This is a genomic window from Nocardia amikacinitolerans, from assembly GCF_900215415.1.
GTDB lineage: Bacteria > Actinomycetota > Actinomycetes > Mycobacteriales > Mycobacteriaceae > Nocardia > Nocardia amikacinitolerans.
Window position 1 is genome coordinate 181,909 of record NZ_OBEG01000006.1, and the last position, 15,306, is coordinate 197,214.

At 70.6% G+C, this 15,306-nt stretch carries 16 protein-coding genes and 1 pseudogene; 10 read left to right on the top strand and 7 right to left on the bottom strand.

Features of this window, described 5'->3' with window-relative positions:
* Positions 1-11: 11 nt before the first annotated feature.
* Positions 12-1,085, top strand: coding sequence for an S-adenosylmethionine:tRNA ribosyltransferase-isomerase (locus tag CRP45_RS25460; protein WP_097247610.1), 1,074 nt, complete (start codon positions 12-14; stop codon positions 1,083-1,085).
* Between the two features lie 315 nt (positions 1,086-1,400).
* Here CRP45_RS25460 and CRP45_RS25465 read toward each other — a convergent pair whose 3' ends face one another.
* On the bottom strand, positions 1,401-1,754 hold the full coding sequence (locus tag CRP45_RS25465) for a hypothetical protein (RefSeq protein WP_097247338.1): 354 nt from the start codon (positions 1,752-1,754) through the stop codon (positions 1,401-1,403).
* Between the two features lie 124 nt (positions 1,755-1,878).
* The gene (locus CRP45_RS25470; RefSeq protein ID WP_097247339.1) at positions 1,879-2,427 is read right to left on the bottom strand and encodes a Uma2 family endonuclease; all 549 of its coding nucleotides are present in this window, start codon (positions 2,425-2,427) and stop codon (positions 1,879-1,881) included.
* A gap of 191 nt (positions 2,428-2,618) precedes the next feature.
* Here CRP45_RS25470 and CRP45_RS25475 point away from each other — a divergent pair, with 191 nt between their 5' ends.
* From CRP45_RS25475 to CRP45_RS25485, 3 genes are all read left to right on the top strand, one after another.
* On the top strand, positions 2,619-3,863 hold the full coding sequence (locus CRP45_RS25475) for an AAA family ATPase (protein ID WP_097247340.1): 1,245 nt from the start codon (positions 2,619-2,621) through the stop codon (positions 3,861-3,863).
* A 163-nt stretch (positions 3,864-4,026) separates the two neighbouring features.
* Positions 4,027-4,371, top strand: a complete 345-nt coding sequence (locus tag CRP45_RS25480; RefSeq protein WP_097247341.1) for a hypothetical protein — start codon at positions 4,027-4,029, stop codon at positions 4,369-4,371.
* A 46-nt stretch (positions 4,372-4,417) separates the two neighbouring features.
* Entirely contained in the window at positions 4,418-4,924 is a 507-nt protein-coding gene (locus CRP45_RS25485; RefSeq protein ID WP_097247342.1) for a GNAT family N-acetyltransferase, read from the top strand.
* Positions 4,925-5,023: 99 nt separating this feature from the next.
* On the opposite strand, the gene CRP45_RS25490 is transcribed toward CRP45_RS25485, so the two are convergent.
* On the bottom strand, positions 5,024-5,674 hold the full coding sequence (locus CRP45_RS25490; protein ID WP_067781705.1) for an ACT domain-containing protein: 651 nt from the start codon (positions 5,672-5,674) through the stop codon (positions 5,024-5,026).
* A 364-nt stretch (positions 5,675-6,038) separates the two neighbouring features.
* Here CRP45_RS25490 and gatC point away from each other — a divergent pair, with 364 nt between their 5' ends.
* Complete coding sequence (gene gatC / locus CRP45_RS25495) at positions 6,039-6,338, top strand: Asp-tRNA(Asn)/Glu-tRNA(Gln) amidotransferase subunit GatC (RefSeq protein WP_067781792.1); 300 nt, start codon at positions 6,039-6,041, stop codon at positions 6,336-6,338.
* Positions 6,335-7,807: an Asp-tRNA(Asn)/Glu-tRNA(Gln) amidotransferase subunit GatA gene (gene gatA / locus CRP45_RS25500; RefSeq protein WP_097247343.1), complete on the top strand. Its 1,473-nt coding sequence runs from the start codon at positions 6,335-6,337 to the stop codon at positions 7,805-7,807. Before gatC ends, gatA begins: the two co-directional genes overlap by 4 nt.
* A gap of 69 nt (positions 7,808-7,876) precedes the next feature.
* On the opposite strand, the gene CRP45_RS25505 is transcribed toward gatA, so the two are convergent.
* From CRP45_RS25505 to CRP45_RS25515, 3 genes are all read right to left on the bottom strand, one after another.
* A complete protein-coding gene (locus CRP45_RS25505; protein WP_097247344.1) occupies positions 7,877-9,121 on the bottom strand; it encodes an SGNH/GDSL hydrolase family protein in 1,245 nt (414 codons plus the stop codon).
* 91 nt (positions 9,122-9,212) lie between these two features.
* The gene (locus CRP45_RS25510; RefSeq protein WP_067781711.1) at positions 9,213-9,659 is read right to left on the bottom strand and encodes an SRPBCC domain-containing protein; all 447 of its coding nucleotides are present in this window, start codon (positions 9,657-9,659) and stop codon (positions 9,213-9,215) included.
* Between the two features lie 161 nt (positions 9,660-9,820).
* Positions 9,821-11,245, bottom strand: a complete 1,425-nt coding sequence (locus CRP45_RS25515) for an alpha/beta-hydrolase family protein (protein ID WP_097247345.1) — start codon at positions 11,243-11,245, stop codon at positions 9,821-9,823.
* A gap of 30 nt (positions 11,246-11,275) precedes the next feature.
* On the opposite strand from CRP45_RS25515, the pseudogene CRP45_RS34765 reads away from it, so the two are divergent.
* The 4 genes and pseudogenes from CRP45_RS34765 to CRP45_RS25535 all read left to right on the top strand — a co-directional run.
* Positions 11,276-11,368: pseudogene (locus CRP45_RS34765) on the top strand (GMC oxidoreductase); the annotation flags it as partial.
* A gap of 558 nt (positions 11,369-11,926) precedes the next feature.
* Positions 11,927-12,073: a hypothetical protein gene (locus CRP45_RS34025; RefSeq protein WP_179831013.1), complete on the top strand. Its 147-nt coding sequence runs from the start codon at positions 11,927-11,929 to the stop codon at positions 12,071-12,073.
* A 201-nt stretch (positions 12,074-12,274) separates the two neighbouring features.
* Complete coding sequence (locus tag CRP45_RS25530) at positions 12,275-13,471, top strand: sensor histidine kinase (protein WP_097247346.1); 1,197 nt, start codon at positions 12,275-12,277, stop codon at positions 13,469-13,471.
* 52 nt (positions 13,472-13,523) lie between these two features.
* Complete coding sequence (locus tag CRP45_RS25535) at positions 13,524-14,189, top strand: response regulator (RefSeq protein WP_097247347.1); 666 nt, start codon at positions 13,524-13,526, stop codon at positions 14,187-14,189.
* On the opposite strand, the gene CRP45_RS25540 is transcribed toward CRP45_RS25535, so the two are convergent.
* Complete coding sequence (locus tag CRP45_RS25540) at positions 14,190-15,086, bottom strand: serine hydrolase (RefSeq protein WP_245910430.1); 897 nt, start codon at positions 15,084-15,086, stop codon at positions 14,190-14,192.
* Positions 15,087-15,306 lie beyond the last annotated feature (220 nt).

The following is a 15,306-nucleotide window of genomic DNA, read 5'->3' on the forward strand; positions in this document are numbered from 1 at the left end:
GGCATCGCTCGTTGTCGAAGCACGGGAATGTCAGGGCGGCAACGGAATCCGCCGGCTGGGCGCGATCCTTCGAGCTTCCGGATCGACACAACGCCGATTCGCCGCCGGAGGCGCGCGGGTTGGCGCGAGACGAAGTCCGGCTGTTGGTTGCCGGAGACCAGTTGACACACGCGCGGTTTCGGGAGCTGCCACGGTACCTACGGCCGGGCGATCTCGTGGTGGTGAACAATTCGGCGACGACCTCCGCGGCCGTCGACGCCACCCTCGCCGACCTGCCGATCACCCTGCACTTCGCCACCTGGTTGGACGACGGCGGTTGGGTGGTCGAGGCGCGCACCCGCGACCGCACGCCGCTGCCCGACCGCGAACTGCGCGGCGGCACCGTGTTCGAGCTGGCGGGCGGAGCGCGCGCGACGCTGCGCGAGCCGTGGCTGCCGGCCGCGCGCCGGTTGTGGATCGCCGACGTCACCGTGGATCCGCGCGTTCTGATGAGTGAGCACGGACGGCCCATCACCTACTCCTACGTGCCACGGCGATGGTCGCCGTCGTACTACACGACGGTGTTCGGACGGATTCCGGGCAGCGCGGAAATGGCCAGTGCCGCACGACCGTTCACGCAGGACGTGGTGCTGGATCTGGTGACCTCGGGCGTGTCCCTCGCGCCGATCACGCTGCACACCGGCGTTTCGTCACCGGAAGCCGGGGAGCCGCCGAGCCCGGAGCGTTTCGCGGTGCCCGCCGCGACGGCCCGGCTGGTGATCGACACCAAAAACGCGGGAGGGCGGGTCGTCGCGGTCGGCACCACGGTCACTCGGGCGCTGGAATCCGCCGCAGACGAGGACGGCCGGGTACGTCCCGCCGGCGGGTGGACCGACCTGGTCCTCGGCGCGAACCGTCCGGCGCGCGTGGTCGACGGACTGATCACCGGCTGGCACGCCCCCGGCGCCTCCCACCTCGATCTGCTCGTCGCGGTCGCGGGGGAGACCACCGTGCGCCGCGCCTACGCCGAGGCGCTCGACACCGGATATCTATGGCACGAATTCGGCGACAGCGCACTGCTTTTCCGCGACGACGGCCGCCACTAGACGTACCTCCGCCTTCACTCCGGCCGGGCGCAGTCTTCGGAGGGACTTCGTCCGGCGGCGTTTATGTACCTTCGCGTCGGCCGTGCGCAGTCTTCGGCGGGACTCCGTCCGGCTGCGTCTAGGCGTACCTTCGCTCCGGCGCCCGTGCGCGGCTTATGGAGGGATCTCCGTCCGGGCTGTGCCTATCTGGCGTACCTCCGACGCCAGCCATGGGCGGTCCCACGGAGGGATCTCCGTCCGACTGCGCCCACTGGGCGGGAGGAGTCGGACTATGCGAAACCGTCGAACGCGAACCTAGCCCAGCGGCAGCGCGGGTCAGGCGGGGGTGGCCGTGACGGTCGCGCTCTCCTGGCCCTCGATCTCGAAGCGCGCGCAGTGCCCGCCCGGCTCGAGTTCGACGTGCCGCCGGTTGACGCGGCGCGGACCGGTGGTGTCTACGACGACCTTGGTGCCGCTCGTCGAGCACACCTTCGAGATCGCGGGGCGCGCGTTGTACGTCGCGGTGCCGCTCTGGCACAGGTTGGTGGCGTTGTTCAAGAACACCCGCGCGGTACCGTCCTGGCACGGCGCCTCGGCGATCGCCGTCTGCGGCACCGCGACCACCGCTCCCGCGGCGATCGCCCCGATCACCGCACCGCGGATCGCGAGCCGACGAAGCATCCGTGTCATCGCTGCACCTCATCCCTGGGAGACGTTCCGAAAAGCCATGCCCCCACAGGGCCTAGCGCCAGCATGCTAACCCTGATCGTCCCCGCTGTCCGCGCGTTCGTTGGTGCGGTCCCGGCACCGATGGCTAGTCCGGGTACAGCAGATCGTCCACAGCCAAGGCCGTATCGGCGTAGTGGACTGGGATGAGCTCGCCCGGGCGAAACTCTCGTTTGGTTTCGTAACCGCCCGGAGTCGGATCGGTGTGCTCGTAGATCGCGTCCCCGGTGACCACCCAATAGACCGGATATCCGGCGCTCCCGTACAGCTTGGCCTTGATGCGCAGGTCATGCATGACCGTCTCGTCGGAGACCTCGACGATCAGGGCGACGTCCTCGGGATCCCATATGAACAGCTTGGCGCCGACCTCGGCGATCGGCTGGGCATCTGCTCGCCGCGCCCAACAGTCGGGATCGGGCAGGGACTCACCGGTCGGTAACGTGGCCGTGGAGATCCTGAAACCGTCGCGTGGCAGCAGGCGCACTATCTGGCCCACTGTCTCACCGTGCCAGTTCCCGATGACCACCGGCCAGACCTCCCCCTCCACGAGTTCGACTCGGCGATCGAACGCGCCGGCGGCCCACGCGCGCAGGAATTCGTCGCGGGTCCATCGCTCGGCGATCGAAGCCTCGGTCATAGCGACAGGCTACCTTGTCATCGCGGTCGCGGTATCCGCGATCAGTGGTATTTCCACAGGTGGCAATGCCTTTCGTGGGGTTATCCACAGGCTGCTGGCGCGTATTGGCGCTGTCGTCCCCGAGGACGGCACGTCGGGTCACGGTGCGGGTTGGTGTCGCGCAGGGGCGGGCGGGACGGAAGTATGGCGGCATGCTGCGGAGTTTTCAGGTGACGAACCACAGATCGCTGGCCGAACGGCAGGAGTTGCGGCTGACCAAGGGGAGCGGGCCGGTGGCGGTGCCGGTGACCGCGGTGCACGGGGGAACGGCGGCAGGGAAGACGAGCCTGATCGACGCGCTCGGGCACATGCGCGAGGCGGTGCTGCATTCGGTCACGGGGTGGGATCCGTACGCGGGTCCGGTTCGCGCGCCGCACTTGGGTTTTCCGGATCGGCCGTCGGAGTTCGTCGCGGGGTTCGTCGCGGAGGGCTGCCCGTTCACCTACGGCTTCCGGTTGGACAACGCCGAGGTGACGGCCGAATGGCTGTACAGCCATCCGCGCTCGCGCAAGCGAATCGTGTTCGAGCGCAACGGCGAACAGATCAAGATCGGGCCCATGTTCGAGGCCGCACGCTACGGCATCGCCGCGCTGGTGCCGCTGGTGCGCCCGAATGCGTTGCTGCTCAGCCTCGCCGGGCAGATGTATGCCGAGGCGCTGGTGCCCGCGTACCGCTGGTTCTCCTCGATGCTGGAGGTACAGCGCGGTGCTGCCGAGCCGAACGAGATCGCGCACCGGCTCGGCGGCCACATCTCCCGCTCCCCGGACAACGCGGCCCGGTTGCTGCTGTTGCTGCGCGCCGCGGAACTGGGCATCTCGGATCTGCTGATCGCCGAGAACGACCCGCTCTACGCCGACTACCTGCGCGAACTCGACGCCGACATCGAGGGCGCCGCCAAGCAGGTCGAGTTGTGCGCCACCTCGTCAGCGCACGCCGACCGACTACTACAGGACACCGGCCTCACACCGCTGCTGCTGGAACGCGAGCTGAGCAACCTGCGCGCCGCCCGTGACGCGCTCTACACCCGCATGGTTGCCCGGCGCGGGGTGGGTCTGAGCCTCGTGCACGCGGGCATCGACGCCCCGTTCGACATCACCGACGAATCCGCCGCGACCCTCTCGCTGCTTCGCCTGCTGCCCACCATGCTCGACGCGCTCGACAATGGCAGGGTGCTCGCGGTCGACGACATCGGCGCGCAACTGCCCGCCGAACAGGCCGACCGGCTGATCCAGCTGTTCCAGAACCCGGAGACCAATGCCCATGGCGCCCAACTGGTTTTCACCACCGACAACCGCTCGCTGATCGATCGGGGCAACGGGCGATCGCAACGCACCCGCACGGCGGTCTGGCAGGTCCGCCGCACAGACCGTGGAACAAGCGAACTAGCCGCGCTCTGACGCCCCCGCGAGCACCTACCGCCAACCCCGTCCTCGCAGGTCGTTCGTACGCTTCGCAGGCCAAGCAACCTTTGCGAAGCGTGTGGACGGTCTGCGAGGACGGAGTCGGCGGGGCGCGGGTGCGGGGCGGAAGGTGTGCTCGTGTGGGCCATACGATGGGCTCATGCTGGAAATCGCGATGCTGGTGATCATGGTCACCCTGCTTGTGGCGCTGCTGGTGTCCTATCGCCGGGGGCGGCGGGGGTTCCAGCTGGCCGAACCGGAGTCCGGCACGCTGTACGTGACCGGTGTGAGCCCGCGCCCGGACGCCGAGGGCGAGCAGTACGTCACGATCACCGGCAATGTGACCGGCCCTTCGGTGCCGGGCACCGTGGTCTACGGCCGCTTCGCCTGGGACGTGAACCGGTGGCCCGCGATCGGCGACTACATCCCCGTGGTCTACCCGCCGGGGAAGCCCGAGCGGTGGCAGATCGCGAACCCGGGGAGCCGTCCGGGGCTGGGTTCCTGAACTGGTCAAATGTCAAGGTCGCTCTCGGCGGTGGCAGGATGCCGGTATGGGCGCGAGCGAGCTGATCATCCGGACGGCGACCCCGGAGGAATACGCCGCGGTCGGTGAGCTGACCGTCGACGTATACGTGGGCGAGGGTTATGTCCATCCGGACAGTCCGTACGTCGCCGAGCTGGCAGGCACCGAGCGCAGGGCCGCCGCGGCGCAGGTCTTGGTCGCGGTGCACGACGACCGCGTGATCGGCTCGCTCACCGTCGCCCGCTACGGCACGCCCTACGCGGAGATCGCGCGGCCCGGCGAACTGGAGTTCCGCATGCTCGCGGTCGCCAAGCGGGCCAGGGGCCTCGGCGCGGGAACGGCGTTGGTGCGCACCGTGATCGAGATGGCGATTGCGGAGTCGTGCGAGGCGGTCGCGCTGACCACCATGTCCGCGATGGCCGACGCCCGCCGCATCTACGACCGCTTCGGTTTCGTCGCTGTGCCGGAACGGGATTGGACGACGCAGGCGGGGGAGCTGCTCACCGTCCTGCGCTTACCGCTGATTGCGCACTGACGCCGTTCGCGTACGCGGCAAGGGACGCGGAGAATAGGGCCGGAGCTCGCCTCCGCCATGCCGGAAAGCGTCGCTGTGCCGGGAAACCCTCGGCGAGCTTCAGCCGAGCACGGTGGCGACGATGCCCGCCAGATACCCGAGCCGCGCCACCTCCGACGGCCGGAAGTCCGGCCCGCCCGGCCTGCCGAGCAGCAGCACCTTGCCGGTGTTGCCCAGCGGCGCCGCCGCCAGCTTGGTGTCCATGTCGCGCCAGATCTGCGGCACCCACTCGGCCTCCGGGTCGAGCACCGCGGGCTTCTCCAGCGGCATCCACGGCGCCGAACCGGCCTGGGTCTGCGGCGCGCTCTGGCTGCCGACGAGCCGGTAGGCGCCGTGCGGACCGAGATCGATCACGGTGCTCCAGCCGACGCGCAGCACCCGGGGGACGCCGTCGACGAGCACTTGCAGCCGGTCGTCGCGGGCGCTGGCCACCTGGTCGATGAGCTCGAGCTCGCGGTGTGTGTCCAGCACGCCCGAATAGGGGCGGATCGAGTCCACGTGCACGTCGCCGATCGACTCCGCCGCGGTGATCAGCGTGTCGGGGAGTGCGTTGGGTGGAACTTCCACGACGAGATCGTCCACGGCGAAGCCTGCCCCTCGTTCCACCACATCCAGCGAGAGGATGTCGGCGCCGACGGAACCCAATGCGAGCGCGAGTGCGCCGAGGCTTCCCGGGCGATCCGGAAGTTGCACGCGGAGCAGGTAAGACACGCGCGTTCCTTTCCTCTGGCCGGCCGAGCCTGGTGGTCGGATACCCGGGTCTGGCAATACTTACACCCCTTGCGGCCCGTTATCGACTCGAAGCGCGGCCAGTGACGAACGCCACACGGCAATTTCGCGCCACTCCGGCGTGTCGCCCTAGATTCGGTGGTGTGTCGTCGGAGTTCTTGCTGTCGGAAGGGCGGTGAGTCGCGCGGCGTAGTGTCTATCTGTCCACCGCAGCCCCGGCAGCGACCGGGTGGGCGGAGCGATCCCGGTCGCGGACTAACATCTGCCGTGCACGATGTGAGCCGAGCGCCAGCGCGGTCGTCGTGCACGGCCACCCATGCACAACCATGCCGAAAGGGGTCCCGCGGTGCCCGCCATCTCCCGCGACGAGGTCGCACACCTCGCCCGGCTGTCCCGGCTCGCGCTGACCGACGCCGAACTGGATCAGTTCGCCGGTCAGCTGGATTCGATCCTGAGCCACGTGCGGACCATCTCCGAGGTCGCCGCCGCCGACGTCCCGGCTACGGCCTCGCCGAATCCGGCGACCAATGTGACGCGCCCCGACGAGCTCGTGCCCGGCCTGACGCCGCACGAGGCGCTGGCGGCCGCACCGGCGGTCGAGGAGCAGCGGTTCATGGTGCCGCAGATTCTTGGAGAGGGCGAATGACTGAGCTGACCAGCCTCAGCGCGGCCGAGCTGGCCGCGAAGATCCACGCCCGCGAGGTGTCCTCGGCCGAGGTCACCCAGGCGCATCTGGATCGGATCGCCGAGGTGGACGGCGAGCTCAACGCGTTCCTGCACGTCGCGGGCGAGCAGGCGCTCGCGGCGGCGAACGCGGTGGACGCGGCGCTGGCCGACGGCCAGGCGCCCGCCTCGCCGCTTGCCGGAGTTCCGTTGGCGCTCAAGGACGTGTTCACCACCACGGACATGCCGACGACCTGCGCCTCGAAGATTCTCGAGGGCTGGATGTCGCCGTACGACGCGACGCTGACCACCAAGCTGCGCGCGGCGGGCATCCCGATCCTCGGCAAGACCAACATGGACGAGTTCGCCATGGGCTCGTCCACCGAGAACTCCGCCTACGGCCCGACCCGCAACCCGTGGGACACCAGCCGGATCCCGGGCGGTTCCGGCGGCGGCTCGGCGGCCGCGCTGGCGTCGTACCAGGCGCCGCTGGCCATCGGCACCGACACCGGCGGCTCGATCCGGCAGCCCGCCGCGGTGACGGCGACCGTCGGCACCAAGCCGACCTACGGCACGGTCTCCCGTTTCGGCCTCGTCGCCTGCGCGTCCTCGCTGGACCAGGGCGGCCCCTGCGGTCGCACGGTGCTCGACACCGCGCTGCTGCACGAGGTGATCGCCGGGTACGACCCGCGCGACTCCACCTCCCGCGACGTGCCGGTGCCGCCGGTGGTGGCCGCCGCGCGCGCGGGCGCCGAGGGCGATCTGCGCGGCGTGAAGATCGGCGTGGTCAAGGAACTGCACTCCGACAGCTACCAGCCGGGCGTGCTCGCCTCGTTCGACGCCGCGGTCGGCGTGCTGAAGGAGCTGGGCGCGGAGGTCGTCGAGGTGTCGTGCCCGCACTTCGAGTACGGCCTGCCGTCCTACTACCTGGTGATGCCGTCGGAGGTGTCGTCGAACCTGGCGCGCTTCGACGCCATGCGCTACGGCCTGCGCGTCGGCGACGACGGCACGCACAGCGCCGAACAGGTCATGGCGCTGACCCGCGCCGCGGGCTTCGGCCCGGAGGTCAAGCGCCGCATCATGATCGGCACCTACGCGCTCTCGGCGGGCTACTACGACGAGTACTACGGTCAGGCGCTCAAGGTCCGCACCCTGATCGCGCGCGATTTCGACGCCGCCTACGAGAAGGTCGACGTGCTCGTCTCGCCGACCAGCCCGTTCACCCCGTGGAAGCTGGGCGAGAAGGTCGACGACCCGCTGGCCATGTACCTGTCGGACCTGTGCACGCTGCCGACCAACCTGGCGGGCCACCCGGCCATGTCGGTGCCGTCCGGGCTGAGCAAGGACGACGGCATGCCGGTCGGCTTGCAGATCATGGCGCCCGCGCTGGCCGACGACCGCCTGTACCGGGTCGGCGCGGCCTACGAGGCCGCCCGCGGACCCGTCGCCTGACGGACCGGACAACGGCGAGCGGGCCGGGCGCGATTCCCCGGCCCGCTCGCCGTTTCGGTGCGTGAGTTCTCAGCGCAGATCGGCGAGATTCACGGCCTGCGCCATCGCGCGGAAGCCCGCGTCGTTGGGGTGCAAGCGATCTCCGCTGTCGAAGGCCGGGTTCAACCGGCTCGGGTTCGCCGGATCGGCGAGCACGGCGGCGGTATCGACGACAGCGTCGTATTCGCCGGAGGTGCGGATCCACTCGTTGACGGCCGTGCGCTTGGCCTCGCCTTCCGGCGTGTCGTACGGCGAACCGCCGAACGGCAGGATGGTCGCGCCGATGACGCGCAGTCCGGCGGCCCTGGCCCGGCCGATCAGCTCGCGGTGCGCGGCGATCAGCTGCTCCGCGGAGACCGGCACCGGCGGCTCGCCCAGGTTGGCAGCGCCGGCGCTGAGACCGATGTCGTTGGCGCCCTCCAGGATGATCACCGTGCCGACGCCGGGCTGGTCGAGGACGTCGCGCTGGAAGCGGTGCAGCGCGCTCTCACCGAGCCAGTCGGAGTCGACGGTCACCCGGTTGCCGCCGATGCCCTGGTTCAGCACCGCGCGCGGGGCGCCCGCCGCGGCGAGGCGTTCGGCGAGTTCGTCGGGGAAGCGGTTGTCCGCGTCGGTGGTCGATCCGACGCCGTCGGTGATGGAGTCGCCGAAGGCCACGATGGCGGGCGGGTTCGGCAGGAGATCGGCCACCTCGACGCCCGCCAGGTAGTACCAGGTCGGGGTGGTCTCGGTGAACGCGGCGGCGGTCGGGTCGGCGCGGTGATCGCCCGCGGCGCGGTAGGTGGTGGCGATGGACTGCGCGTGCTGCGTCGCGGGGCCAGTCGGTTCGGCGAAGTACAGCGTGATGCTGATGGTGTCGAAGGCGTTGAGCGGCAAGGCGACCGGATCGGTGACGAGGTCGGCGCCCGGCGCGATGACGAATGCCGGCGACAGGCCGACGGTCAAGTGCGACAGGCTCTCCGGCTGGATGCCGCCCGCTCCCTCGGTGCGGGCGATGGTCGCGCCCGCGATCTTCAGCGGTGTCGCGCCGTAGCGGTTGGTCAGCCGGACACGGGTGGAGAGTCCGCCTTCGCTGACCCGAATCTCTTGGCGCAGTGTCTGATTCGCGAACCCTTCCAGCGCCCAGTTGGATACGAAGGCGCGGCTCGGTTGGTGCGGAGACGTCGCCCACGCCGCGGTCCACCCTGGCGGATCCGCTGGACGGGCCGCCGCGCCCGCGGCGGTGAACGGTAGCAGGATCAGCAGCAGCGCCAGCAGGGCGCGGAGGATGCGCACGACGGAATCCGTTCTCTCGTGGTCGAACTCGGCGAAGCGCCGAACAGGACGGCACAACCACGAAAGCCGCGCGACGATTCCCGGCGCGAAATCAGCCGGTGCGCAACATCTCGGCGCGGCGCTGAACGCCCGCGGTCATGCCCTCGAAACCGCGGCGCAGATTCGCGCCGAGCGCCGCGGCGACCACGGGGTGGAACCAGCCGCCGAGTTCGAAATGCGATTCGTAGCGGGTGCGTTCGGGACTCACCGCGGTGACGGTGTGCGAGCGCAGGCTGTGCAGCGCGCCGAGCGGCACCGGCTTCATCGAGTAGCTCAGCTCACGGCCCGGGGTGTGGCTGCGAATCCATTCGCGCTGCCGCCGCGGGGTTGAGCCGTAGACCTGCACGAGCATGTCGATCGGGTCGCCGGGCGTGAGCGTGCTCTCGCATTCGGTGACGAAGGGGTTCCACTCGCCGTAGCGGGGGAGGTCCGTGATCACTTGCCACACCAGGTCGGCCGGTGCGTCGATGTACACGGCCACGTCGATGACAAAGCCCATGCGAGCAAACTAGAACAAGTTCTACTGCCGCGTCAACGGAAACCCCGGCCGGGAACCCTGCGGTACCGGGGGCCTCGCAGGCCTTCTCTACGCTTCGCAGAGGTTGTAAGCCCTGTGAAGCGTGCGAGGCCTCTGCGAGGTCACCGGTGTCGGGGTGGGGGTCAGCAGGAGCCGAGGGCTGTGCCCTGGTCGGTGCCGTAGCGGTGGCCGTGGCCTGGGGGCGCGTCGAGGGCGGCGAGCAGGTCCGCGGTGGTTTGCAGGAAGCTGACCACCGGAAGCCAGCGCGGAATCGGGGCGTCGACTCGCACGCCGGTCAGGTCGGGCGCGCGCCACAGCAGGGCGGGCGACCAGTGCACGACCGGATCGGAGCTGTTGGCCAGCACGGTCGCGCCCGCGCGGTGCACGTCGCCCGCGGGCGGACCGGCCCAGAGCGCGGCGCAGGTGCGGCGGTCCTGCTCGGCGTCGTCGGTGAAGATCGCGCTGCCGCCGAGGGCGCCGAGGCTCTGGCCGTAGACGAACAGCCGGGGCGGTCGGTCCATGGCGCTCAGGCGACGCTCCACGGCGTCGAAGAGGGCGCGGGCGGCCCGCACCGCGTCGGCGCGGCCGAAGACGAACGTCACCCAGCTCGGCGCGTAGGAGTACTGGAGACCGACCACCGCGACGTCACCGCCGAAGCGTTCGGCGAACCCGGTCACCGCGTTGGCGTCGATCCAGCCGGAGCCCGTCGGCAGGGCGACCACGAGATTGGACCGGTACAGCCCGCCCGAGTGCTCCAGCTCCCGGATGGCCAGTGCCACACGGGAATCCAGATCCGGCGCGGAATCCACCCCGACGTACACCCGGACCGGTCCCTCTGGCGTTCCGCTGACGAACTTGCGGCCCTGAGCGCCGAGCGACGGCCAGCTGACCGTCGACCCGGCGCTGCCCGATCTGGTGTGTGAAACGGGCTGTGTCAGAGCGGGATCCATCGCGACGTTGGCCGCCGCGTACACCTGCTGCCGCCACCCCACCACCGCGGGCGTCAGCACGAGGTAGCCCACCGCCGCGGTGACCAGACCCAGGACGAGTCCGCGGAGCAGGCCGAGTTTGCGCAGCGCCCAGCCGAGCGCCTTAGTGATCCCGATGACGATGCCGGTGAGCAGTGCGGTGGCGAGCGCGCAGTGCAGCCAGTAGCCGGGGCCGATCGCCGGGGTTCCCATGGCGGCACGCAGATCGTTCTGCCAGTGCCCGGCGCGCCAAGCGGCGACCGTCACGGCCAGGGCCACCACCACCAACAGCGGTCGGCGGTAGCGAGCGAAGCGCCGATCGACGTCGAAGTCCCACCGGCCGAACAAGAAACGCAATACGCCCGCGAACCCGAGTGCACAGCAGATCAGCAGTGCGGTGAGCACGGCTTGGGCACCGGGCGTGCGGGGTAGTAGACCCGGCGCGAGCGAGAGGAGTGTTCCCGCACCGACCGCCGCCGTCGTCCCGATGCGCGGTGCGGTCCGCGAGGCGGCGATGGCGGCCCAGCTCCGGTGGTCCGGGAGCGGTGTTTCCGGGTCCGTGCGAGGGCTTTCGGGGAATCGCCGCGTCGTCGTGGTCATGCCGAAACCCCTGCGGCGACGGAGTTGTACCGGATGGGCGCCGACCCGGCCAACGTCGTCACGCTGCGGCTCGAAGTTCTCGGCGTGCGAGGACTTCGGGTCGCTGACGCGTCGGTGATGCCGCTGGGCGCGGCATCCTCGGATCGACCGCCGGACGCTCGACGCAGCGCGCCGAGAAGGAGAGCGAGCAGCGTACCGAGCCCGAGCGCGCCGAGTCCGGCGGGACCAACCTGCCAGCCACTCCATCCGGTCGCCGCGCCGCCCGCGCCAAGCATCGTCTCGACGACGGGAGCGCCGTAGTGCTGGCGGCGCGAGTTCAGATCCACCACGGTGTCGGCGATATCGGCCATCGCGTAGCACCTGGCCCGACCCCACGGCTCGGTGCGTGCGTCGCACGCCTCCCGCATCCGGCGGTCCAGGGCCGCGTCCACGGCCTGGCGAGCCCACGGGCCGAGCGGTTCGCCGCGCCGATCCGCGTAGCGCAGCAGGTCGTAGCCGAGATCATGTGCCTTGCATGCGGTCTCGAACTCCGTGGGCAGCGGGACGGGGGAGGAACAGTCGCCGTCCGGGTTGGTCAGCAGGCCGCGTACCGGGACCGGACGATAGCCGAGCACCGCGGCGAAGTCGTCGGGAAGCGCTGCGGCCGAGGCAGTTTCGTTCACGATCAGCGCGGCGACCGCAGTGGCGGCCGCGACATTCTCGATGACGGGCGGTGCGACGGTGGCCGCCTGCGCGGCGGGAGCCATGGCGACGGTGGCCGACATCGTGGTCAGCGCCGCGGCCGTCAGTGCGGCGACCCGGCGCAGCCCGAGCGGTGCGGTCGGGTGACGGTCGGTGGCGGCGGTGGTCTCGGTCCTCATGGGCCTCGACGCTAGGAACGGCGCACACTCACCGGCCTCCCGCCGAGGTGGGGTTTGCGCCGCCGTGCTGCCGGGGGATCGGGCGGGTCGGCTCACCCCGGAGTACGGGGTCGGAATTCACCCGTGGGTATGAGGCACGCGCCGGGCCCGGGTTTCTAGGGTCGTAACCATGAAGGAGAAGACCCGTGACCTGGCGAAGCGGCTGGACGCGCGCGGCTGGTTCGACGTGTCCGTCGTGCTGACCTCGCTGATCCTCTACGCGGTCGCGTGGCCGACGCTGCACCTGACGCACGCCGTGTCGCCGGGGGCACAGCCGTTCATCGCCGCGTTCGCCGCGTTCCCGATCCTGCTCGTGCGGGTCAACCCGGCGCTGGGCTGGTCCATCTCCGCCGGCTCGGCGCTGCTCATCGCGCTGGCCATCCCGCATCAGCCGAACAACGATCTGCCGTTCCAGGTGGTGCAGGTGATCGCGCTGATCGCGCTGCTGTTCGCCGTGGGATTGCGGGCGCCGGTGCAGATCGTCGCCGTCGCATGGGGCGCGACCTCGTTGCTGTTCGGCACCACCATGCCGGGCGAGGGCGAGGCGTTCGCCAACGCGGCGTGGGGCTGGCCCATCGCGCTGGCGGCGGTGGTGCTGTTCGCCCTGCTGGTCCGGTGGCTGGTGCTCTCGCGCCGGGCACTGGTGCGCCAGGAGGAGGAGAACGAGCTCGAACGGGCCCGCCGCGCGATCCTCGAGGAGAAGGCGCGCATCGCCCGAGACCTGCACGACGTGGTCGCACACCACATGTCCCTGGTGGTGGTGCAGGCGCAGACCGCGCCCTACCGGGTCGAGGGCGTGACCCCGGCCGCCCGCGCCGAGTTCGAATCGATCGGCGCCACCGCCCGCGAGGCGCTCAACGAGATCCGCGGCATGCTCGGCGTCCTGCGCAGCGACGGCCAGCTGCCCGAACACGCGCCCCAGCCGAAGGCCGAGGACGTGCTCGCGCTGTTCGACGGCGCCCGGCGCGCAGGCGTCACGATCGACTGGGCCGTCGAGGGCGACCTGGGCTCGGTGCCCGAGACCACCGGGCTCGCGCTGTACCGGATCGCGCAGGAGTCGCTGTCGAACGCCTCGCGGCACGCGCCGGGTGCGCCGGTGCGGGTGGAGATCGTCTGCGGGTTGGAGCTGCACCTGCGGGTGGTCAACGGTCCGGGCGCGACGCCCGCGCGGCCGGTCGGCAACGGCGGGCACGGCATCGCGGGGATGCGGGCAAGGGCGTTGGCCGCGGGCGGCGAGGTGACGGCGGGTCCGAGCGACGACGGCGGATTCGAGGTGCAGGCCCGGCTCCCGCTGGGCGCCGTGCTCGCGACGCCCACAGCGCAGTAGGGCATACCTCCGCGGTCGAACCGGTGCGGGGCGCGGCAATTAGGGTGGGCGCGTGGCAATAACGGTTTTGATCGCCGACGACCAGGCGATGGTGCGCCAGGGTTTCGGCGCGCTGCTCGCCGCCCAACCGGACATCAGCGTCGTCGGCGACGCCCCCGACGGCAAGGTCGCGGTGGCCGAGGCCAAGCGGCTGCGCCCGGATGTCGTGCTGATGGACGTGCGCATGCCCGAGATGAACGGGCTCGACGCGGCGCGCGCCATCCTCGCTGCGGGCTTCGACCCGCCGGTGCGGGTGCTGATGCTGACCACCTTCGACATCGACGACTACGTGTACGAGGCGCTCAGCCTCGGCGCCAGCGGGTTCCTGCTCAAGGACGCGCCCGCCGAGGAGTTGGTGCGTGCGGTGCGGGTGGTCGCCGAGGGGCAGGCGCTGCTCGCGCCGACCGTCACCCGCAGGCTCATCGCCGACGTCACCAGCCGCCGCGCCACCGCCCGCGCCAAACCCGCGCCGCAACTGGCCGCCTTGACCCCACGGGAACGGGAAGTGCTGGAGCTGATCGCGAAGGGCATGTCCAACACCGAGATCGCCGAGGCGCTGTTCGTGGCCGAGCAGACCGTGAAAACCCACGTCTCCAAGGTCTTCTCGAAGCTGAACCTGCGCGACCGCGCGCAGGCCGTCGTGCTCGCCTACGAATCCGGGCTTGTCACGCCCGGCTGATCAGGCCGGGCACTTGCCGCCGCGCAGCTCGTCGACGTGGCGGCCGAGCAGCGCGGCCAAACTGTCAAGCAGCGCGGTCGCGTCCGTGAAGGTTCCCGAATCCGCCTGTGCCGCAAGGGCGACCGCGACCAGACCGGAGCGGGACGGCAGCAGACCGAATTGGCGCACCGTGTAGATGCCGGTCTCGTCGTCCGGGCCCCAGCCGCCCTTGAACTCGGCGCCCTCCAGCGTGCCGAGTCCCCAACCCTGGTCGGGGGTGATCTCACCCATCAGCCGGGTCACCGTCTCGGTCTGCGGCAGGCACGGCAGGCGCGAGGCGAAGCGGACCTGATCGGTCAGCGACCACTCGGTCGCGCCGAACGCCTTGTAGTCCAGCCGGGTACGCGGGCCCGCCACGCCGGTGACCGCGTCGCCCGCCTCGTCGAGCACCTGCTGCACGGCCTGCGCCGCCTCCAGCCCGTCGCCCAGCGAATTCCACAACGCGTCGGCGGCGTCGTTGTCGGACCACGTGATGGCCGCCTCCGCGTCGTGCATGGCGCCCTCGGGGTCGTGGCGCAGCGCGGCGATGGCCAGCGGAACCTTGATCGTGGACCACGCGATGCCGGTGGTCCAGTCCCCGAAGACGGTGATCCGGTTGCCGCCGACCGGCATGATCGCCAGGCCGACCTGGCCGTGCAGGCCGGGCTGCAACTGGGTGAAATCGGCGGCGAGCGAATCAGGCAGGCTTACCGTGCGCCCCGCCTTCCAGGTACCCACCGTCTGCGCCGTCACCGTCGCCGCGGCGGGCCGCTCCGCCCGCTCGGGAATCAGACCGCACGAAACCATGGCAAGCATCGTCGCCGCGACGGCCCCGCGCAGCACCGGACGACACGCGGAAGCGATTCGAGCCGACTTCACCACCGTCAACCTCCCCACCGCCCCGCGCATGTCGCGGCCCTCGGCGGTGCCATCTACCCGTCCAACCCGTCCGGGTGATTCACCGGCCGAGAACCCACCACCGTGCTCGCTCGTGGGAAGTGACGCGATGATGATGTGCTGTACATAGTTTGCCGATCCCGGCGCGGAACGCGAAACCGCGGAGATCTCGGGGATGTAGCTGCGCATTCGCTGCTGTCCG